Origin of the sequence: Salmonella sp. NW645 (assembly GCF_051703725.1) — a bacterium.
In the GTDB taxonomy this organism is placed as follows: domain Bacteria; phylum Pseudomonadota; class Gammaproteobacteria; order Enterobacterales; family Enterobacteriaceae; genus Salmonella; species Salmonella enterica.
The window spans coordinates 230489-252064 of sequence record NZ_JAMMKR010000001.1 but is presented as its reverse complement, the minus strand read 5'-3'; the positions used below and the strand labels follow the sequence as shown (position 1 = coordinate 252064).

Annotated in this window: 21 protein-coding genes; 12 read left to right on the top strand and 9 right to left on the bottom strand. The window is 52.0% G+C overall.

All coding sequences use genetic code 11. From position 1 onward, the window contains the following. Positions 1-75: 75 nt before the first annotated feature. Entirely contained in the window at positions 76-666 is a 591-nt protein-coding gene (gene cobO / locus NA389_RS01230) for a cob(I)yrinic acid a,c-diamide adenosyltransferase (RefSeq protein ID WP_001278862.1), read from the bottom strand. Continuing rightward, on the bottom strand, positions 663-1424 hold the full coding sequence (locus NA389_RS01225) for a YciK family oxidoreductase (protein ID WP_000559309.1): 762 nt from the start codon (positions 1422-1424) through the stop codon (positions 663-665). The genes cobO and NA389_RS01225 overlap by 4 nt, the downstream gene beginning before the upstream one ends. Before the next feature lie 237 nt (positions 1425-1661). Here NA389_RS01225 and sohB point away from each other — a divergent pair, with 237 nt between their 5' ends. Continuing rightward, entirely contained in the window at positions 1662-2708 is a 1047-nt protein-coding gene (sohB, locus tag NA389_RS01220) for a protease SohB (RefSeq protein WP_000422082.1), read from the top strand. A gap of 41 nt (positions 2709-2749) precedes the next feature. Here the strand turns inward: sohB and NA389_RS01215 are convergent, their stop codons facing one another. Continuing rightward, the gene (locus NA389_RS01215; RefSeq protein WP_000548616.1) at positions 2750-3001 is read right to left on the bottom strand and encodes a YciN family protein; all 252 of its coding nucleotides are present in this window, start codon (positions 2999-3001) and stop codon (positions 2750-2752) included. A gap of 402 nt (positions 3002-3403) precedes the next feature. Here NA389_RS01215 and topA point away from each other — a divergent pair, with 402 nt between their 5' ends. From topA to acnA, 6 genes are all read left to right on the top strand, one after another. Then, positions 3404-6001 (top strand): type I DNA topoisomerase, encoded by a 2598-nt coding sequence (gene topA / locus NA389_RS01210; RefSeq protein WP_000513593.1) that lies wholly within the window; start codon positions 3404-3406, stop codon positions 5999-6001. Between the two features lie 403 nt (positions 6002-6404). Beyond that, positions 6405-7379, top strand: coding sequence for an HTH-type transcriptional regulator CysB (gene cysB, locus NA389_RS01205; RefSeq protein ID WP_000776232.1), 975 nt, complete (start codon positions 6405-6407; stop codon positions 7377-7379). A gap of 280 nt (positions 7380-7659) precedes the next feature. Continuing rightward, on the top strand, positions 7660-7800 hold the full coding sequence (locus tag NA389_RS01200; protein WP_213083417.1) for a YmiA family putative membrane protein: 141 nt from the start codon (positions 7660-7662) through the stop codon (positions 7798-7800). Continuing rightward, complete coding sequence (locus tag NA389_RS01195) at positions 7801-7971, top strand: hypothetical protein (RefSeq protein WP_000029024.1); 171 nt, start codon at positions 7801-7803, stop codon at positions 7969-7971. Positions 7972-8080: 109 nt separating this feature from the next. Beyond that, positions 8081-8173 carry a small membrane protein YmiC gene (ymiC, locus tag NA389_RS01190; protein WP_223148964.1) on the top strand — a complete coding sequence of 31 codons (93 nt, stop codon included), beginning with the start codon at positions 8081-8083 and terminating at the stop codon, positions 8171-8173. A 182-nt stretch (positions 8174-8355) separates the two neighbouring features. Beyond that, positions 8356-11031 (top strand): aconitate hydratase AcnA, encoded by a 2676-nt coding sequence (gene acnA / locus NA389_RS01185; RefSeq protein WP_000099466.1) that lies wholly within the window; start codon positions 8356-8358, stop codon positions 11029-11031. A 55-nt stretch (positions 11032-11086) separates the two neighbouring features. Here acnA and ribA read toward each other — a convergent pair whose 3' ends face one another. Continuing rightward, the gene (ribA, locus tag NA389_RS01180) at positions 11087-11677 is read right to left on the bottom strand and encodes a GTP cyclohydrolase II (protein ID WP_001176283.1); all 591 of its coding nucleotides are present in this window, start codon (positions 11675-11677) and stop codon (positions 11087-11089) included. Positions 11678-11872: 195 nt separating this feature from the next. Between ribA and pgpB the strand changes: the two genes are divergently transcribed. From pgpB to yciH, 5 genes are all read left to right on the top strand, one after another. Further along, positions 11873-12637, top strand: a complete 765-nt coding sequence (gene pgpB / locus NA389_RS01175; RefSeq protein ID WP_000948651.1) for a phosphatidylglycerophosphatase B — start codon at positions 11873-11875, stop codon at positions 12635-12637. 149 nt (positions 12638-12786) lie between these two features. Then, positions 12787-13095: a LapA family protein gene (locus NA389_RS01170; RefSeq protein WP_000876301.1), complete on the top strand. Its 309-nt coding sequence runs from the start codon at positions 12787-12789 to the stop codon at positions 13093-13095. Between the two features lie 6 nt (positions 13096-13101). Further along, positions 13102-14271: a lipopolysaccharide assembly protein LapB gene (lapB, locus tag NA389_RS01165; protein WP_000891378.1), complete on the top strand. Its 1170-nt coding sequence runs from the start codon at positions 13102-13104 to the stop codon at positions 14269-14271. Positions 14272-14461: 190 nt separating this feature from the next. Further along, positions 14462-15199 carry an orotidine-5'-phosphate decarboxylase gene (pyrF, locus tag NA389_RS01160; RefSeq protein WP_001666970.1) on the top strand — a complete coding sequence of 246 codons (738 nt, stop codon included), beginning with the start codon at positions 14462-14464 and terminating at the stop codon, positions 15197-15199. Further along, positions 15199-15525: a stress response translation initiation inhibitor YciH gene (yciH, locus tag NA389_RS01155; protein WP_001285199.1), complete on the top strand. Its 327-nt coding sequence runs from the start codon at positions 15199-15201 to the stop codon at positions 15523-15525. The genes pyrF and yciH overlap by 1 nt, the downstream gene beginning before the upstream one ends. Positions 15526-15644: 119 nt before the next feature. Here the strand turns inward: yciH and osmB are convergent, their stop codons facing one another. The 5 genes from osmB to NA389_RS01130 form a co-directional block, all read right to left on the bottom strand. After that, positions 15645-15863 (bottom strand): osmotically-inducible lipoprotein OsmB, encoded by a 219-nt coding sequence (gene osmB, locus NA389_RS01150; protein ID WP_000481166.1) that lies wholly within the window; start codon positions 15861-15863, stop codon positions 15645-15647. Positions 15864-16121: 258 nt separating this feature from the next. After that, a complete protein-coding gene (gene yciT / locus NA389_RS01145) occupies positions 16122-16874 on the bottom strand; it encodes a DNA-binding transcriptional regulator YciT (protein ID WP_001088593.1) in 753 nt (250 codons plus the stop codon). 86 nt (positions 16875-16960) lie between these two features. Continuing rightward, positions 16961-17140 carry a YciZ family protein gene (locus NA389_RS01140; RefSeq protein ID WP_001279854.1) on the bottom strand — a complete coding sequence of 60 codons (180 nt, stop codon included), beginning with the start codon at positions 17138-17140 and terminating at the stop codon, positions 16961-16963. Positions 17141-17261: 121 nt separating this feature from the next. Continuing rightward, on the bottom strand, positions 17262-19244 hold the full coding sequence (gene pdeR, locus NA389_RS01135) for a cyclic di-GMP phosphodiesterase (RefSeq protein WP_000977609.1): 1983 nt from the start codon (positions 19242-19244) through the stop codon (positions 17262-17264). 261 nt (positions 19245-19505) lie between these two features. Next, positions 19506-21440, bottom strand: a complete 1935-nt coding sequence (locus NA389_RS01130) for an exoribonuclease II (protein WP_000485043.1) — start codon at positions 21438-21440, stop codon at positions 19506-19508. Positions 21441-21576 lie beyond the last annotated feature (136 nt).

Here is a 21576-nt window from a genome sequence, read left to right as displayed (position 1 = left end):
GTCTATAGGCTGAGAATCATCAGACAAGAGGGTTTGTGCCGGATGGCGGCGCAAACGCCTTAATCCGGCCTACGGTTAATAATCAATTCCCATCTGGGCTTTTACGCCCGCGTCGAAAGCATGTTTAACCGGACGCAGTTCGCTGACGGTATCCGCAAGATCAAGAATATCCCGGTGACAGCCGCGACCTGTAATAATCACCGTCTGGTGACCAGGGCGCGCGTTTAGCGCGCTTATGACCTCTTCCAGCGGCAAATAGTCATACGCCACCATATAGGTCAGCTCATCCAGTACCACCATATCAAGCCGCGGATCGGCCAGCATCCGTTTACCATGCTGCCAAACGGCCATACATGCTGCAGTGTCTGCCTCGCGATTTTGCGTCTCCCAGGTAAATCCCGTTGCCATCACCTGAAATTCGACGCCATGCGGTTCCAGCAGATTACGCTCGCCGTTGGGCCAGGTGCCCTTAATAAATTGCACCACACCTACGTTTTTACCGTGTCCTACGGCGCGGGCGGCAGTCCCGAAAGCCGCCGTGGTTTTGCCCTTACCATTGCCAGTAAACACGATAATAATACCGCGCTCTTCCTGTGCCTGGGCGACACGGGCGTCAACCCGATCTTTTACCTTCTGCTGGCGCTGCTGATAGCGTTCATCACTCATTGGGCGATTCCTGGTTTACGGCCCGGTTGGGCGTCAAAGGTCATACCGGTTTTACGGCGACTGTCGTCGCCCATAAGCCACAGGTAAAGCGGCATAATATCGGCAGGCGTTTTTAATTTCTGTGGATCTTCCGTCGGAAAGGCGCTGGCGCGCATACCGGTGCGCGTGCCGCCCGGGTTAATGCAGTTAACACGTAGAGAACGGTTCTGGTATTCGTCCGCCAGCACCTGCATCATTCCTTCGGTAGCAAACTTCGAGGTGGCATAGGCGCCCCAGTTGGCGCGCCCCTGACGGCCAACGCTTGATGACGTAAAGACCAGCGAGCCGGCATCGGACTTCAATAATAACGGTAACAGCGCTTGGGTGAGCATAAAGGTGGCGTTAACATTTACCTGCATGACATCCTGCCAGATCTGCGGATCTTGTTCGCTCATTGGACCGATTTCCCCCAGTAACCCGGCATTGTGCAGGACGCCATCCAGGCGGGGATAGTGCGCGGCGATGCGATCGGCCACTTGCCGGCACTCTTCAGCGGTGCAGGTCAGTAGATCAAGCGTAAACCACTGTGGTTGAACATGTTGCTCGTCAGCAATGTGCTGCGCGACCCGACGCAGTTTCTCTTCGTTGCGTCCCAGCAGAATCACCGTTGCGCCGTAACGCGCATACGTAAGCGCGGCTTCCCGCCCAATGCCATCGCTGGCGCCAGTGACCAGAATAATGCGGTTTTGCAATAGATCTTGTTTCGGTTGGTAATGCATGGCTACTCCTCAACGGCGTGGTGCACCGTCCTGCCAGGTTGTCTTATCTTCGCGTTAACTTTTCGGGTTTATGCCTGAAAGCGCCTTTTTTTTCAATCAGACAGGGGCGATAACGCCGTAAAATGAACGTCTTGTCATACTTTTTCTTCCTCAACAGGCATACGGATGAAGAGAGACTGACTTCGATGCCTGTTGTACACTGAGCACAAGTCGCGTTATTTAATCAAGGTGGGAGTCGTGGAATTGTTGTCTGAATATGGCTTATTTTTGGCAAAAATCGTCACCGTTGTGGTGGCCATTGCCGTCATTGTGCTGCTGATCGTGAATGCTACGCAACGCAAACGCCAGCGCGGCGAGCTGCGCGTGACCAATTTGAGCGAGCAGTATCAGGAGATGAAGGATGACCTTGCTGCGGCGTTGATGGATGGCCATCAGCAAAAACTGTGGCATAAAGCGCAGAAAAAAAAGCATAAGCAGGAGGCGAAAGCCGCCAAAGCGAAAGCGAAGCTGGGGGACATTGCGACATCGGACAAACCGCGCGTATGGGTGATAGATTTCAAAGGCAGTATGGACGCTCACGAAGTTAATGCGTTACGCGAAGAGGTCACGGCGGTGCTGGCAGTGGCGAAACCCGGCGATCGGGCGGTTGTGCGTCTGGAAAGCCCCGGCGGCGTTGTGCATGGCTATGGCCTGGCGGCATCGCAATTGCAGCGCCTGCGCGATAAAAATATTCCGCTGACCGTGACGGTGGATAAAGTCGCGGCAAGCGGAGGCTACATGATGGCCTGCGTGGCGGAAAAAATTATCGCAGCGCCGTTCGCTATTGTGGGGTCAATTGGTGTTGTCGCGCAAATTCCGAACTTTAACCGCTTTCTCAAAAGTAAAGACATTGATATTGAACTGCATACCGCAGGGCAGTACAAACGTACCCTGACATTGTTAGGCGAGAATACGGAAGAAGGGCGGCAGAAGTTTCGTGAAGATCTCAACGAAACGCACCATCTGTTCAAAGAGTTTGTGCAGCGGATGCGTCCGGCTCTGGACATTGAACAGGTCGCCACGGGCGAACACTGGTACGGTCAGCAGGCGCTGGAGAAAGGACTGGTTGATGAAATTAACACCAGCGATGAGGTTATCCTCGGCCTGATGGAAGGGCGCGAGGTGCTGAATGTGCGCTATATGCAGCGTAAAAAACTGATCGATCGTGTTACCGGCAGTGCGGCGGAAAGCGCGGATCGGCTGCTGCTGCGCTGGTGGCAGCGTGGACAAAAGCCGTTGATGTAAACCGCTATTGCCGGATGGCATTCAGCGCCATCCGGCATGGATTAATCCACCAGGTGATACTTCTCAGACAGCACATGCGCCAGGTGTTTAAACATGTTAAACACTGCGGTGCTTTTAGGGGTCGGTAACCCTTGCTCGTCTAAAAAGTAATCGCCGCTGAAAACCAGCACGCCATTTCTCTGCGTTACGCCGGTGGCGACAATACCTGCCATCGTGTCTTCATGTTCCCGAATAATTTTGTTGGCTTCAAGCAACAGTGTTTCGCGATCGATAGGTTGCGTCTCTTTATGCATTTTTTACTCCTTAAACAAGGAGATTAGTCTACGCTGAGCACTTCTGATGGGCAAATATTCTCACAGGAAATTGATGGATTTGTCATGTTGCGTTCACTGGCAAGATTTGTTTTTGCATGCTAATAAAGTTGCGTATCGAATTTTATCAGGTACAGTGTGACGCTTTCGTCAATCTGGCAACAGAATTGCTTGACATTCGACCAAAATTCCGTCGTGCTATAGCGCGTGTGTGCAAAAAAGCCTGTTAACTCAGTCACCTGAGGGTTACATTTCGTACACAAAGCCAGTACAAGGGGTTGATATCCGCAGACGCAGAGACCATATATCGTTGTCTCGTCGCCAGTGGAAGGTGAATCAACGTGCGACGCATTCCTGGAAGAATCAACTTAGGTAAAGGTGAATATGGGTAAAGCTCTTGTCATCGTTGAGTCCCCGGCAAAAGCCAAAACGATCAACAAGTATCTGGGTAATGACTACGTGGTGAAATCCAGCGTGGGTCATATCCGTGATTTGCCGACCAGTGGCTCAGCAGCTAAAAAGAGCGCCGACTCTACCTCCACCAAAACGGCTAAAAAGCCCAAAAAGGATGAACGTGGCGCTCTCGTCAACCGTATGGGGGTTGACCCGTGGCACAACTGGGATGCGCACTATGAAGTGCTGCCCGGTAAAGAGAAGGTCGTCTCTGAACTGAAACAGTTGGCGGAAAAAGCCGACCACATCTATCTCGCAACCGACCTTGACCGCGAAGGGGAAGCCATTGCATGGCACCTGCGGGAAGTGATCGGCGGCGATGACGCGCGCTACAGTCGCGTAGTCTTTAACGAAATAACCAAAAATGCCATTCGCCAGGCGTTTGAACAGCCGGGCGAGCTGAACATTAACAGGGTCAACGCCCAGCAAGCGCGCCGCTTTATGGATCGCGTGGTAGGCTATATGGTCTCGCCGTTGCTGTGGAAAAAGATCGCCCGTGGTTTGTCGGCAGGTCGCGTTCAGTCTGTCGCGGTCCGTCTGGTCGTTGAACGCGAGCGCGAGATTAAAGCGTTTGTTCCGGAAGAGTTCTGGGAAATTGACGCTAATACGACGACGCCGTCTGGCGAGGCGCTACCGCTACAGGTCACGCATCAGAACGACAAGCCATTCCGGCCGGTAAATCGTGAGCAGACGCTTGCCGCCGTCAGCTTGTTGGAAAAAGCGCGCTATAGCGTACTGGAGCGTGAAGACAAACCGACCAGCAGCAAACCTGGCGCGCCGTTTATCACCTCCACGCTACAACAGGCGGCCAGCACCCGGCTGGGCTTTGGCGTGAAGAAAACCATGATGATGGCGCAGCGTCTGTATGAGGCGGGCTACATCACCTATATGCGTACAGACTCCACCAACCTGAGTCAGGATGCGGTCAACATGGTGCGTGGTTATATTGGCGATAATTTCGGCAAGAAATACCTGCCGGATAACCCGAACCAGTACGCCAGCAAAGAAAACTCTCAGGAAGCGCACGAAGCGATCCGTCCTTCCGACGTTGCTGTCATGGCGGAGTCGCTGAAAGACATGGAGGCTGACGCGCAGAAGTTGTATCAACTAATTTGGCGTCAGTTTGTCGCCTGTCAGATGACGCCAGCACAATATGACTCTACTACGCTTACCGTTGGCGCAGGCGAGTTCCGCCTGAAAGCGCGTGGGCGTATTTTGCGCTTTGACGGCTGGACAAAAGTGATGCCGGCGCTGCGTAAAGGCGATGAAGATCGCACATTGCCTGCCGTGAATAAGGGCGATGCGCTGACGCTACTTGAATTGACGCCTGCTCAGCACTTTACTAAACCGCCAGCCCGGTTTAGCGAGGCTTCTCTGGTTAAAGAGCTTGAGAAGCGCGGTATTGGTCGTCCGTCTACCTATGCGTCGATTATCTCGACCATTCAGGATCGCGGCTATGTTCGCGTTGAAAACCGTCGTTTCTATGCGGAAAAAATGGGTGAAATCGTCACCGATCGGCTGGAAGAAAACTTCCGCGAATTGATGAACTACGATTTTACCGCGCAGATGGAAGATAGTCTGGATCAGGTTGCAAATCACCAGGCCGAGTGGAAAGCGGTACTGGATAACTTCTTCAGCGATTTTACTCAGCAGCTCGATAAAGCCGAGAAAGATCCGGAAGAAGGGGGGATGCGCCCTAACCAGATGGTGCTGACCAGCATCGACTGTCCAACCTGTGGCCGTAAAATGGGAATTCGTACTGCCAGTACGGGGGTTTTCCTTGGATGTTCAGGTTATGCGCTTTCGCCGAAAGAGCGTTGTAAAACGACCATTAACCTGGTGCCGGAAAATGAAGTTCTGAACGTGCTGGAAGGCGACGACGCCGAAACCAACGCCCTGCGCGCCAAACGTCGCTGTCAGAAGTGCGGTACGGCGATGGACAGCTATCTGATCGATCCGAAGCGTAAATTGCATGTGTGTGGTAATAACCCGACCTGTGACGGCTACGAGATTGAAGAAGGCGAGTTCCGCATCAAAGGGTATGACGGCCCGATCGTTGAGTGTGAGAAATGTGGTTCCGAAATGCACCTGAAAATGGGGCGTTTTGGTAAGTACATGGCCTGTACTAACGACGAATGTAAAAATACCCGTAAGATCTTGCGTAACGGCGAAGTTGCGCCGCCGAAGGAAGATCCTGTTCCATTGCCGGAACTGCCGTGTGAAAAATCGGACGCGTACTTTGTGCTGCGCGATGGCGCCGCAGGGATATTCCTGGCGGCCAATACGTTCCCGAAATCACGCGAAACGCGCGCGCCATTAGTCGAGGAGCTATACCGGTTCCGCGATCGCCTGCCGGAAAAACTGCGTTATCTGGCGGATGCGCCGCAGCAGGATCCGGAAGGCAATAAAACCGTTGTTCGCTTTAGCCGCAAAACAAAACAGCAGTACGTTGCGGCGGAAAAAGACGGGAAGGCGACGGGATGGTCAGCGTTCTTCGTCGACGGCAAGTGGGTTGAAGGCAAGAAATAACCCCTGCCTGTCGTCACTATAGTCAAGCGGGCCGCGTAAGCGGCCCTTTTTTATATACCCTTCATATTTAAAGTGGCTTATGTGTTGGCTACGGATTACTCGGCCCATCCATGGGCCTCGTCCTGACGGGCCGTCGCACGCGACGTTCAAATCTGCTCCCGGCAGATTTGTCGCTCATCCCAGTCACCTTATGCTCCTGGGGACTCACTCTCTTGCCGCCTTTAAGCACTCGAATTATTTTGGGTATAGCGGCCTTATTATTTTATCGCGCTGGCTATACAGTTCAGATATAAATGATATAGTGGTTATAGTTAACACCTTTTTTATTATTAAATCGTATTAGCAGCCCGATTAAGTCTGCAGATAAACGATGGCCTGATGGCGCTAATCTGGATGATGTATTATGAAATTGCAGCAGCTTCGTTACATTGTTGAAGTGGTTAATCATAACCTTAACGTCTCCTCTACCGCTGAGGGGTTGTATACTTCCCAGCCGGGGATCAGCAAGCAGGTTAGGATGCTGGAAGATGAGCTTGGCATCCAGATTTTCGCCCGCAGCGGTAAGCATCTGACTCAGGTGACGCCCGCAGGACAGGAGATTATTCGTATTGCGCGTGAGGTGCTTTCCAAAGTCGATGCCATTAAGTCGGTCGCCGGCGAGCACACCTGGCCGGATAAAGGCTCGCTCTATATTGCCACTACCCATACTCAGGCGCGTTACGCATTGCCAGGCGTGATTAAAGGCTTCATCGAGCGTTATCCGCGCGTTTCGCTGCATATGCACCAGGGGTCGCCAACGCAGATTGCGGAAGCGGTATCGAAAGGGAACGCCGATTTCGCGATTGCCACGGAAGCGCTGCATTTATATGACGATCTGGTGATGTTGCCATGCTATCACTGGAACCGTTCGATAGTGGTGACGCCGGATCATCCATTGGCGGCAACGTCTTCCGTAACGATTGAAGCGCTGGCGAAGTATCCGCTGGTGACGTATACCTTCGGCTTTACCGGGCGTTCCGAACTGGATACCGCTTTTAATCGCGCAGGGTTAACGCCGCGGATCGTCTTTACAGCAACCGATGCGGATGTGATTAAAACGTATGTCAGGTTGGGGCTGGGCGTTGGCGTCATTGCCAGCATGGCGGTCGATCCGCTTGCCGATCCTGATTTAGTGCGGATTGACGCGCACGATATTTTTAGCCACAGCACCACAAAAATTGGTTTTCGCCGTAGTACTTTTTTACGCAGCTATATGTACGATTTTATCCAGCGTTTTGCGCCGCATCTGACGCGTGATGTGGTGGATACGGCGGTGGCGTTGCGTTCTAATGAAGAAATTGAAGCGATGTTTCAGGATATAAAGCTGCCTGAAAAGTAATAGCACCGTCGGTTTGTGTCGTAGTGGCATGGCAGACAAAGCCGCTTTTTGCAATATCCCTCAAAGTATTACGGGTAATGATCAGCAAAATAGTGTTGAATTACCCGTCCCGCCAGTTTCTTTTTCCAAATAGTTATCTTGAGTCAAAAGATTGATTTATTCACTGGCAACGATTCGTAAATTGACTGGATTTTTGACTAAAGTTTATTTAGGATTTGTCTCATCTGATGATTAATTGTACCGATTGTTTGGTGCTGAAATGATAAGTGATACCGATAGCATGAGGTTAGTAATGCCTTCTGAAAACCAGGAACCGCGCCGCGACCCTGAGCTCAAACGTAAAGCATGGCTGGCGGTTTTTGTGGGTTCTGCGTTGTTCTGGGTAGTGGTAGCGCTTGTTATCTGGCATTGGTGGGGCTAAGTGAGCATTACGTCGGAACGCGAGCGCGTGGTCGCGCCCCCGATTCAATCTTGTGACGATGATAACACCCCGGATATGACCGTTTTCCGGTCTGTTCCGCAACACTGGACGCTCACACCGCAGCAGCGGGCATTTATTGATGCTTTTGCTGACGAGGTGTCACAAAAATAATATTCGTCTTTTTATTGGCGTTACTGTTTTATTAACGCTGTCTTATTACACCGCAGCAACCGTGTGCTGAGCGCCTCTCAGTATTGATTAAACACAGTTGGTGTCGCCTATGTTAACGTCAAATATAAAGTATTGGTCATGGACTGGCGCGTTTATATTATCGCTACTGTTCTGGGCCGAGTTAATCTGGATTGCCGTCTAATCTCGTCAAAGCCCGATAATGCGCTATTTATCGGGCTTTTTCATCTTCGCTCCTCGCCTGTTAGGTTTCTCCTCTTTTAGCAATTTGGGTTGTTATCAAAACGTTACATTTTGTTTGTGTTATCTTTAATACAACCCTGTGGAGAATCAGGGTAACGCAACCCTGTCATTTAAGGAGGAGCTATGTCGTCAACCCTACGAGAAGCCAGTAAGGATACATTGCAGGCCAAAGATAAAACGTATCATTACTACAGTCTGCCGCTGGCTGCCAAATCCCTGGGCGATATCGCCCGTTTGCCCAAATCACTTAAAGTGTTACTGGAAAACCTGTTGCGCTGGCAGGACGGCGAATCTGTGACTGATGAAGATATTCAGGCGCTGGCCGGTTGGCTTAAAAATGCCCATGCCGATCGTGAAATTGCCTGGCGGCCCGCCCGTGTCCTGATGCAGGACTTTACCGGCGTGCCTGCCGTTGTCGACCTGGCGGCGATGCGTGAAGCCGTTAAACGCCTCGGCGGCGATACGTCGAAAGTGAACCCGTTATCGCCGGTTGATCTGGTTATTGACCACTCTGTGACGGTCGATCATTTCGGCGATGACGATGCGTTTGAAGAAAACGTGCGGCTGGAAATGGAACGTAACCATGAGCGTTATATGTTCCTGAAATGGGGAAAGCAGGCATTCAGTCGTTTCAGCGTGGTGCCACCCGGAACCGGCATTTGCCATCAGGTTAACCTGGAATACCTGGGTAAAGCCGTCTGGAGCGAATTACAGGACGGGGAGTGGATTGCTTACCCGGACTCGCTGGTGGGGACTGACTCCCATACGACCATGATTAATGGTCTGGGCGTATTGGGGTGGGGCGTGGGCGGTATTGAAGCGGAAGCGGCGATGCTTGGTCAGCCCGTGTCGATGCTTATCCCGGATGTCGTCGGCTTTAAGTTAACCGGTAAACTTCGGGAGGGGATCACTGCCACTGACCTGGTGCTAACCGTCACGCAAATGCTGCGTAAGCATGGCGTCGTGGGTAAATTTGTTGAATTTTATGGTGATGGTCTGGATTCGCTGCCGTTGGCGGATCGCGCGACCATCGCTAATATGTCGCCGGAATATGGCGCAACCTGTGGTTTCTTCCCTATTGACGCCATTACCCTGGAATATATGCGATTAAGCGGACGTAGCGACGATCTGGTCGAGCTGGTTGAAGCCTACGCGAAGGCGCAGGGAATGTGGCGTAATCCCGGAGACGAACCGGTATTTACCAGTACGCTGGAACTGGATATGGGCGATGTCGAGGCCAGCCTGGCCGGGCCGAAACGCCCGCAGGATCGCGTAGCGTTAGGCGATGTGCCGAAAGCCTTTGCCGCCAGCGCCGAGCTGGAGCTGAATACCGCGCAAAGAGATCGCCAGCCGGTTGACTATACGATGAACGGACAGCCATATCAGCTTCCTGATGGCGCTGTCGTCATTGCCGCCATCACCTCCTGTACGAATACCTCGAATCCCAGCGTGCTGATGGCTGCGGGATTACTGGCGAAAAAGGCAGTAACGCTGGGGTTGAAGCGTCAACCTTGGGTCAAGGCTTCTCTGGCGCCGGGGTCAAAAGTGGTATCTGACTATCTGGCGCAGGCCAAACTTACGCCTTACCTGGATGAGCTCGGTTTTAACCTGGTCGGTTATGGCTGTACGACCTGTATCGGGAACTCCGGTCCGTTGCCGGAGCCTATTGAGACCGCGATTAAAAAAGGCGATCTGACGGTAGGGGCCGTGCTTTCCGGTAACCGAAATTTTGAAGGGCGTATCCATCCGCTGGTGAAAACGAACTGGCTGGCGTCGCCGCCGCTGGTGGTGGCGTATGCGCTGGCCGGAAACATGAATATTAACCTCGCGACAGACCCGCTGGGGTACGATCGTAAAGGCGATCCGGTATACCTGAAGGATATCTGGCCTTCAGCGCAGGAAATTGCCCGCGCCGTTGAACTGGTATCATCGGATATGTTCCGTAAAGAGTATGCGGAAGTGTTTGAGGGCACGGACGAATGGAAATCGATTCAGGTTGAATCGTCCGATACCTACGGATGGCAGTCGGATTCAACCTATATTCGCCTGTCGCCTTTCTTTGATGAAATGCAGGCCCAGCCTGCGCCCGTCAAAGATATCCACGGCGCGCGTATCCTGGCGATGCTGGGTGATTCGGTGACGACCGACCATATTTCCCCGGCCGGCAGTATCAAGCCGGACAGTCCCGCCGGACGCTATCTGCAAAATCACGGCGTTGAGCGGAAGGATTTTAACTCTTATGGATCACGGCGCGGTAACCATGAAGTGATGATGCGCGGTACGTTCGCCAATATTCGTATTCGCAACGAAATGCTGCCCGGCGTCGAAGGTGGGATGACGCGGCATTTGCCGGGTACGGAAGCGATGTCGATTTATGATGCCGCGATGCTCTACCAGCAGGAAAAAACGCCGCTGGCGGTGATTGCCGGGAAAGAGTATGGGTCGGGATCGAGCCGTGACTGGGCGGCAAAAGGTCCGCGGCTGTTAGGTATCCGCGTGGTGATCGCCGAGTCGTTCGAACGTATCCACCGCTCAAACCTGATTGGGATGGGGATCCTGCCGCTGGAGTTTCCACAGGGCGTAACGCGTAAAACGCTGGGACTGACCGGGGAAGAGGTGATTGATATCGCGGATCTGCAAAACCTGCGCCCTGGCGCGACCATTCCGGTGACGTTAACGAGATCGGACGGCAGCAAAGAAACGGTACCTTGTCGCTGTCGCATTGATACCGCCACCGAGCTGACTTACTACCAGAATGACGGCATATTGCACTATGTCATTAGAAATATGCTGAACTAAAGCCGTTTATCGGGCCTGCCGTAAACAGGCAGGCCCGCGCTTTAATACCGGTGGCTTACTTGTTTAGCAGGTGACCCATTTTGGCCGCTTTAGTATCGAGATAATGCTCATTATTTGGATTACGACCCACAATGAGCGGAACGCGTTCCACGATATTAATTCCCGCCTCGGTCAGTATTTCGACTTTCTTCGGATTATTGGTCAGCAGGCGAACTTCATCCACGCCGAGTAATTTGAACATATCCGCGCACAGGGTGAAATCACGCTCATCGGCGGCAAAGCCGAGCTGATGATTGGCCTCCACCGTGTCATAGCCTTGATCCTGTAACGCATAAGCGCGAATTTTATTAAGCAGGCCGATATTGCGGCCTTCCTGACGGTGGTAAATCAGAATACCGCGTCCTTCTTCCGCAATATGCGTCAGCGCGGCTTCCAGTTGAAAACCACAATCACAGCGCAGACTAAAAAGCGCGTCCCCGGTAAGACATTCGGAATGAACGCGAGCCAAGACCGGCGTTTTACCTGAAATATCGCCAAAAACCAGCGCGGCATGGTCGTGTCCGGTTGCCAGTTCTTCAAATCCCACCATCAGAAAGTCACCCAATGGGGTTGGCAGTTTGGCTTCTGCCACACGTTTAAGCTGCATGTATTTCTCCAGATTATGCTGACGCCTGCGGTGTCGTCGCCTGTTGGATTGTATCCCGCTATTTTGCCATAAGGCGGCGGTCATCACCTAATCACTACCACGTAATTGCTCAGGAATGGCACAAATTTGTCAATTTTCCAGTCCGGCGAGAATTTTCAGTTATGATTGTGATACTTACTTATAAAAGGAGCATCCATGCTTTCAATTGCGAGGCGCACCGCGGCAGGCGCAGCCCTGTTGCTTATCATGCCGCTTGCCGTATGGGTATCAGGCTGGCAGTGGCAGCCAGGACATCAGGTCTGGTGGCTAAAAACGCTATTCTGGATAACGGAAACCGTGACCAAACCCTGGGGCGTTATCACGCATGTGATTCTTTGTGGATGGTTCTTATGGTGCCTGCGATTTCGCCTGCGCGCCGCCATTATGCTGTTTGCGATTCTCGGTGGGGCGATTATCGTCGGGCAGGGCGTGAAGTCATGGGTAAAGGAGCGCGTACAGGAGCCGCGGCCATTTGTGGTCTGGCTTGAAAAAACGCACCATATTCCCGTCGATGAGTTCTACACTTTAAAGCGTACAGAACGCGGACATTTAGTGAAAGAGCAGTTGGCCGGGCAACAGAACATCCCCGTTTTCCTGCGTCAGCACTGGCAAAAAGAGACGGGTTTTGCGTTTCCCTCCGGACATACCATGTTTGCAGCGAGCTGGGCGCTTTTGGCCGTGGGTCTGTTATGGCCGCGCAGACGGACTTTCACCATCGCGTTTTTGTTAGTCTGGGCAACCGGCGTAATGGGCAGCCGTTTGCTTCTGGGAATGCACTGGCCGCGAGATTTAGTGGTCGCCACGCTTATCTCCTGGCTATTAGTTACCCTGGCGACCTGGCTGGCGCAGCGAATTTGCGGGCCGCTTATGCCGCCTCGTGAAGAAGCGCAAGAAATTGCTGAACGCGAGCAGGAAAGCTGACAACGGTTGATTTTCTGACTATTGCCCTTAAATCATCTGATGGCGGGCGCATTTCCATTTCGCGCGAGGCGGGAAAATGGTAATTTAGAAGGCTGGATGCGGTAAGTTGGACACGATTTATTCGCGCAAACCACATAACGGGAAGTAATGTGAAATATTTACTCATTTTCTTACTGGTATTGGCGATTTTTGTTATTTCGGTGACGCTGGGCGCGCAGAATGATCAACAGGTGACGTTTAACTACCTGCTGGCGCAAGGGGAGTATCGTATCTCCACGTTGCTTGCTGTGTTGTTCGCCGTCGGTTTTGCGATTGGCTGGCTGATTTGCGGCCTGTTCTGGCTGCGGGTCCGCGTTTCCCTTGCCCGCGCTGAACGTAAAATTAAACGACTGGAAAACAAGCTCTCGCCAGCAACCGACGTTGCGGTCCCTGCCGATTCGTCGGTTGTAAAGGAATAATCATTTATGTTGGAGTTGTTATTTCTGCTGTTGCCTGTAGCCGCTGCCTATGGGTGGTATATGGGTCGCAGAAGTGCGCAACAAACAAAACAGGATGAAGCTAACCGCCTGTCGCGCGATTATGTCGCAGGGGTTAACTTCCTGCTGAGTAACCAACAAGATAAAGCGGTGGATCTGTTCCTCGATATGCTTAAAGAGGATACGGGCACCGTTGAGGCTCATCTCACTCTCGGTAATCTGTTTCGCTCTCGCGGCGAAGTCGATCGCGCCATTCGTATTCATCAAACGCTCATGGAAAGCGCTTCATTGACCTATGAACAGCGTTTACTGGCTGTTCAGCAACTGGGGCGCGACTATATGGCCGCCGGTTTATATGACCGCGCGGAAGATATGTTTAACCAACTTACCGACGAAACGGAATTTCGCGTAGGCGCGTTACAGCAGCTCTTGCAAATCTATCAGCTAACCAGCGACTGGCAAAAGGCGATCGAAGTCGCAGAACGGCTGGTGAAACTGGGCAAAGATAAACAGCGTATCGAAATCGCCCATTTTTACTGTGAGTTAGCGTTACAGCAGATGGGCAACGACGACATGGATCGCGCGATGGCGTTGCTGAAAAAAGGTGCCGCCGCAGATAAAAATAGCGCCCGGGTGTCTATCATGATGGGGCGCGTTTATATGGCGAGAGGGGATTACGCCAAAGCGGTCGAAAGCCTGCAACGTGTGATCGTTCAGGATAAAGAGCTGGTCAGCGAAACGCTGGAAATGCTGCAAACCTGTTATCAACAGCTCGGTAAAAATGCCGAGTGGGCGGAGTTTTTACGTCGCGCCGTTGAGGAGAATACCGGTGCTGGCGCTGAGTTAATGCTTGCCGATATTCTGGAAGCGCGTGAAGGTAGTGACGCAGCTCAAGTCTATATCACGCGTCAGCTACAGCGACATCCTACCATGCGGGTGTTCCATAAGCTGATGGATTACCACCTCAACGAGGCGGAAGAAGGGCGAGCGAAAGAAAGCCTGATGGTACTGCGTGATATGGTTGGCGAACAGGTGCGCAGTAAACCGCGGTATCGTTGTCAGAAATGCGGTTTTACCGCCTATACCTTGTACTGGCACTGTCCGTCCTGCCGGGCATGGTCGACCATTAAACCTATTCGCGGACTTGATGGGCAGTAGTATATAAAAAAAGCTTCACTTTAGTTACAACATACTTAATGATGTAAAGCTAGAAACGACGCTGGCATCAGCAGGCAGGGCTTATCAGGTTGTCAATCGAACCTGTTAATTTCCCTGCGCCGCAGGTAGAATGCACGCCGTTTATCCAATTTGCGCCACTTCCGGTGCCCATCATCAAGAAGGTCTGGTCATGACGTTTACTGCTTCATCTTCTTCCTGCGCTATTACTGAATCGCCTGTCGTTGTGGCGTTGGATTACCATGAACGCGATAAAGCCCTGGCGTTTGTCGATAAAATCGATCCTCGCGATTGTCGCTTAAAAGTGGGCAAAGAGATGTTCACGTTATTTGGCCCACAGCTCGTCCGGGATCTCCAGCAACGTGGGTTTGATGTCTTTCTTGATCTAAAATTTCATGATATTCCCAACACCACGGCCCGGGCAGTCGCCGCAGCGGCAGACCTGGACGTCTGGATGGTAAACGTTCACGCGTCTGGCGGGGCGAGAATGATGGCCGCAGCGCGCGACGCGCTGGCGCCATTCGGTAAAGATGCGCCGTTGCTCATTGCCGTGACCGTGTTGACCAGTATGGAAACCTGCGATCTGCGCGATCTGGGCGTGACGTTGTCACCGGCGGAACATGCGGAGCGGCTGGCGCGCCTGACGCAGCAATGCGGGCTGGATGGCGTGGTCTGTTCCGCTCAGGAAGCGGTCAGATTTAAACAGGTCTTTGGCGCTGCATTTAAGCTGGTGACGCCGGGCATTCGGCCCGCAGGCAGCGAGGCAGGCGATCAGCGACGCATTATGACGCCCGAACAGGCATTATCCGCCGGCGTCGACTATATGGTGATTGGCCGCCCGGTTACGCAATCGGTAGATCCGGCGCAAACGCTGAAGGATATTAACGCGTCACTGAAACGGGAGGCATAATGAGCGATTCCAATAGTCGTCTGGTTTATTCAACACAGACGGGGCGCATTGAAGAACCTAAAACGGCGCCGGTTCGTCCCAAAGGGGATGGTATCGTTCGCATTCAGCGTCAAACCAGTGGCCGTAAGGGTAAAGGCGTATGTTTGATTACCGGTATTGAGATGAATGATGCGGAATTAACCAAACTGGCGGCTGAACTGAAGAAAAAATGCGGCTGTGGCGGGGCAGTAAAAGAAGGAATTATTGAAATTCAGGGTGATAAACGCGACTTGATAAAATCATTGCTGGAAGCTAAAGGAATGAAAGTAAAATTAGCTGGCGGCTAATGAAAACGCCACGGTTGTAAATTACCGTGGCGTGAAAGTCAACTTTGTCTATTTTTGTAATCCAGACCTGAAAAGAATAAACGTATTATTTTGAACCGTTCAATATTTAAACGTCTGGATTATTTTCCAACCTGGTGACCAATCACGCCGCCGACCGCCGCGCCGCCCAGGGTGCCTAATGTACTGCCGTCCGTTAACACTGCGCCGCCTAACGCCCCCGCACCTGCGCCAATAGCCGTGTTGCGATCGCGCTTGGACCAGTTTGAGCAGGCGCTCAGAGACATTGCTACGGTGATTGCCAGCACAGCAGCGGCCATTTTTTTGCTCGTCATAAACATAATACTCTCTCCTGAATTAACGATTCACGGAATTAAGCTCACTATAACTATAGTTAAAATAAAACCTGTTAAGAGATTTTCCGTAAAACCTGATTGCGCAGGGGTATATCACGCAGGTGATAGTCACTTCCTGTTATTTCGCTAATATTAATTTTACGACGTTACGCTCGTTACAACAGGTAAATAGTCTTAATTGGGATGTCAGAAAAGTCTTAGAGAGAGGATGATTTGCCATAGGGCAAACCATCAGGAAATATTTTAAACGGATGAGCCAATAACATTGACTAGCAGCCCCGCATGTTCTAACTGCATTTGATCGCTGGCGGAAATTTTGGAATCCGTAATGACACGATGAAAGCGAGAGAGCGGGCCCAGGGGATAGGGATGCACACAGCCAAATTTGGAGCTGTCGGTGAGGACAATCGCTTCTGAGCCTTTTTCCAGAACAGCGTTAACCACATCCGATCGCATCATATCGCGTCCGGTAAAGCCGGTATCAGCCTGCCAGCCATCAATACCGATAAATGCTTTGCTGAAATGCACTTGATGGATAAACTGTCGCGTCAACGGCCCTACCATGCTTTCACTTTTTTTCTGATAGATTCCACCGAGGAGAATGACTTCGCAAGGGGTCTCTTTGAGCAGGTGCGCGATATAACTGCTCACGGTGATGATCGTGACATCTTTTTGTTCCGCCAGCGTCCGGGCCAATAGCGCATTGCTACTGCCATTTTCAATAAAAACGGATTCCCCTGGACTGACCAGCGAGGCGGCGAACTCCGCCAGTCGGCGTTTTAGCGTGTAGTTCGTCATCATGCGAGTCTCTACGTCATCGCTCTCAAGCGAAACGGCGAAACCGTGCGCACGGCGTAAATAGCTCTGCTTTTCCAGGGTATTCAGATCCTGACGAATCGTGACTTCAGATACGCCGGTAATTTTCGCCAGTTCAGCAACGCTCATCTGGCCTTTATCAACCACCATTTGCAAAATTGATTGTTGTCGGGAGTTCATAGTATTAATTTTATACGTTAAGAGGAGTCAACAGACAGTCAGAGAGCCGGGAAGGGCTAACGGCCATCCCGGACAAATAATCGCTATCAGATTTCCCAGGGCGATCCGGGCGCCTGGGATGGCGAGATACCGTCTTTAACCTGATCTAACAGCTCTGCTCTCAATATTTCAAGGTTATTGATGGCCGAGTGGTAATCGCCAGCAACAAGGATATCCAGCACGGTATCAATGCGTGCGGCAATTCGTTGTGCTTCGATATCAGACATGTTTGTCATCCTTAATGTCAGAAAAGGTTTCAATTCATGATGCAGAAATTAATCTGAAAAGAGAAGGGAAAAATAGGGCTATGCCTGTCTGCACAGGCTGTTCTCCCTATTATCGTCGCCATTAACGCATTTTTTTCGTCTGATAACGTTTGTACCAGCGTTCAAAAGAAACGGCGGGCATAGGTTTGGCGAATAAAAAGCCCTGTCGTTCATTGACGCCGTTTTTTGTCAGGAAGGCATCTTCTTTAGCATTTTCTACACCTTCGGCAATCACTTGTAAATTTAGCGCCTGAGCCACCGCGACAATCGCCCTAACCAGAGATTGCGACAGCGGTTGCTTATGGATATCTCTGACGAAAGCCTGATCCAGTTTAACGGCATCAATAGGGAACCGGGCGAGTTGAGAAAGCGAAGAATACCCGGTGCCAAAATCATCCAGATGAATCTGGGCGCCGAGCTGACTAAATTGCTGGATAACCGATAGCGCCAGCGTGTCGTTTTCGATCAGGCAGCTTTCCGTTAGCTCGACATCGATCGGGCAATACTCAAAATTCAGATCGTACAAAGCCTGTTTAAGCGCAGTAAAAAGCGTCTGGTCGGCCAGTTGTCGCGCCGAAAAGTTAACGGCTACGCGCAAGTTAATCCCTTTATCGCGCCATTTCGCAATCTGGCGAACCACATCCAGAATCACCCAGCGGCCCAGCGGGACGATGAGTCCTGACTCTTCGGCGTATGAGATGAACTCCAGCGGCGGAATTAATCCGCGTTCCGGCGATTGCCAGCGTACCAGCGCTTCCAGGCTACGTACTTCGCCGCGCCAGGTAATTTTGGGCTGATAGTGAATAAGTAACTGGTCGTTTTCCAGCGCTTTTCGCAGGTTTGTATCCAGCCAGTGATAGTCAAATACGCGCTGATTCATTTCCGGCGAAAAAACGCAGAACTGACCGCGGCCGCCTTCTTTGGCGTTATACATTGCGGTGTCGGCAGTGCGAATGAGACTTTCGCTGTCCTGTCCGTGCCGGGGGGCCAACGAAATGCCAATGGCGCATCCCGTGTAAACTTCAATGAGTCCAATACGAAACGGTTGCCGCAGACGGGTAAGAATTCGTGAGGCTACTGCTTCCAGCGCGGCCTGAGACGTATGGGCAGCGAGGACAATGAATTCATCTCCCCCCAGTCTGGCCAGCAATTGATCTTCCTCCAGACAACTCAACAGCGCCAGCGAAACGGCCTGTAGGAGCTGATCGCCAAACATATGCCCATAGGCGTCATTAATTTTCTTGAAATTATCCAGATCGAGATAAACGATACCCACCTGCGACTCCCCAGCCGAGGCAATAGCATGATTAATAAATTCATGAATAGCATTGCGATTGGGCAGGCCGGTGACGGTGTCTGTATTCGCCAGTATGCGTAAACGCTCCTGAGCCCGCCTTTCTTCGGTGATATCCGTGCCTGCGCAGATCAGGAAAATTTCGTTTTTTCCGCTGCCGTTATGGACGAATTTATTACGAAATAAGAACAGGCGTTGGCCTTTACGGGTCTTTATCCAGCGTTCGATTTCATAGGCATTGCCATTGCGAAAAAAATTCTCAATGTAGTGCCGGGAGGCAACCGCCTCCCGGCGACTCATAAATAATTTAAAGACGCTTTGACCAATTACATCTCGCTCTTTTAAGCCCGTGTACTCTTCGCATGACTGATTAAATCGACAGATTTTTCCCTGACTATCCAGTATCGCAATGACTGAGTTGGCTTCTGATACGATTTGCTCGGCAAAAGAGAGCTCCTGCGCCTGCGTTGGCGCGACGGCAGGCGTATCAGGCCAGGTTGCCAGGCTGCCAGCCCATTCACGGTTATTAATCTTACGGCCTACCAGGTGTACTACGGTAACCTGTTTTTCTATCAACAACGTTATCAGCAGACTGGACGTAATCGCCGTTATTTCCCGGATACGCCCGGCTTGCTCCGGCGATAGCTCGACCGTTTTTTCTGTATCCGTTTCACCTGTCGGGGAGAGATACAGCACGTTGCGGTTATCAGCCAGACGCCAGTGAGAGTGAAGGGGACTTAGCGCCGTTTGTTCCTGAATCTGTTTCATCATGCATACCATCCCATTTAAGCGCCAGGTGCCCGAAAAGAAAGGTTAGCCATGTTATAAATAAGGGTAATTATGGCTGAACGTATTGTTTTATCTATGTATTCATATGTAATCCAGATTCTGGAAAAAGCATAGTCGCCAGCTAAAAATAACAAGAAATGGGGCGCTTGAATAAGATTAAACGCAGAGCATGACGGAAGGGAGAAGAAGAAAAGAAACGGCCTTTGCCTTCTCAGCAAAGGCCGTTGAGCGAGCTAAGCGTGGTTACGCTGCCGGTCGGGCAATAATGCTGCGGGTTTCCATGCGAACTTCCGCAATAGTGACATCAATGACATCCGTCACTTTATAAACCGTCTCACCTTTAATCTGTACCGTACCGTTTTCCTGGCTGCATACCAGTTCATCGCGAACGGCGTGCAGGAACGGGGCAGGGATAAAGGCGATAGCGCCGTTATCGACCAGTCGCACACGCATACCACCGCGGCTGACGTCAATAATTTCTGCCGCGAAACGGGTATTTGTCCCCGCCTTATCGTTAAGGAAGCGTGCATATAACCAGTCGCCGACATCGCGCTCCGCCATACGGTTCAGGCGACGGCGTTCCGCCATTTGCTGGGTGATATCTTCCTGCGGACGCGCAATAGCTTCCCCCTTGATGACCGCTTTCAGCAGGCGATGGTTAATCATATCGCCATACTTACGGATGGGAGAAGTCCAGGTGGCGTAAGCCTCAAGACCAAGACCGAAATGCGGCCCCGGCTCGGTGCTGATTTCCGCAAAAGACTGGAAGCGACGAATGCGGCTGTCAAGGAAACCGGAGGGCTGCGCATCCAGTTCGCGACGCAGTTTACAGAAGCCTTCCAGCGTCAGCACCTCTTCGGCATCGACATGCAGACCATGCGTTTTCAGCAGTGCGGTCAGCGCGTCGGCATTCGCGGGATCGAAGCCCGTATGTACGTTGTAAATACCGAAACCGAGCTTATCGCGCAGTACGCGCGCGGCGCAAAGGTTAGCGGCGATCATCGACTCTTCTACGATACGGTTAGCGATACGGCGCGGTTCCGCCACAATATCCAATACTTCGCCTTTTTCGCCAAGGACAAAGCGGTAATCCGGGCGGTCTTTAAAGACTAACGCATGATGATGACGCCACTCACTGCGGCTTAGACAAATACGGTGCAACAGACGAATCTGCTGGGCAATGCCTTCGTTATCCGGCTGCCAGGTGCCGTTATTTTCCAGCCAGTCGGAGACATTGTCGTACGCCAGCTTGGCCTTCGATTCGATCGTGGCCGCAAAAAAGGCGATATCATCGTCAATGGTGCCGTCTGCGGCGATTATCATGCGACAGGCGAGCGCCGGACGCACTTCGTTGGCGCGCAGCGAGCACAGATCGTCAGACAGCTCACGCGGCAGCATAGGAATATTGAAGCCCGGCAGGTAGTTGGTGAAGGCGCGAATTTTCGCGGCGTTATCCAGCTTACTGCCTTCGGCAATCCAGGCGGTAGGATCGGCGATAGCCACCGTAAGCTGGAGTCTGCCGTCCGCTAATTCCTCAGCATAAAGCGCGTCATCCATATCTTCAGTGCTGGCGCTATCGATAGTGACGAAATTCAGCGCGGTAAGATCCTGGCGCTCCAGCCCTTCGTCCAGCATCTCCGTCGCTACGCCGTTCGGCGCTTCTTTTTCCAGGTTGTGGCGGGCAAGCGTAACCCACCAGGGAACAAAGTGATCGTCGGCAAAGGTGATGTACTGCGTTAAATCGGCGTAAAACGAACGGTCGCCTTTAAGCGGATGGCGGCGCATTTCGGCAACCGCCCAGTCACCTTCTTTGAACTCATGCTGAACGCCGCGCGCGGCGCGGCAGGGAATCGCGTCTTTCAGCAACGGATGATCCGGCACGATGGACAGGCGGTCATTTTTACCCTGAACTTTTCCCACAAAGCGCGTCAGGAACGGTTCGATCAGTTCTTCCGGCTCGGCAGACTCCCGTTCTTTTTCCGTGTGGATGACCGCGACGATACGATCGCCATGCATCACTTTTTTCATCTGCGGCGGAGGAATGAAATAGCTTTTTTGCGCGTCAACCTCAAGGAAGCCAAAGCCTTTTTCCGTGGCTTTTACGACCCCTTCAGCGCGCGGCGTCTGGGAATGCAGTTGCTGTTTAAGCTGCGCTAGCAGCGGGTTGTCCTGAAACATATTCGTCTATTTTCGTAGCCAAAAGAGCGGCTGACAGTTTTACGCGATTCTGCCTGGCGCAGCAAGCGCTCTTTCTGTAATGGATGAGTTAATAGGTTTCGCCCAACGCGATTTTTAAACGATTTAACCATCCGCA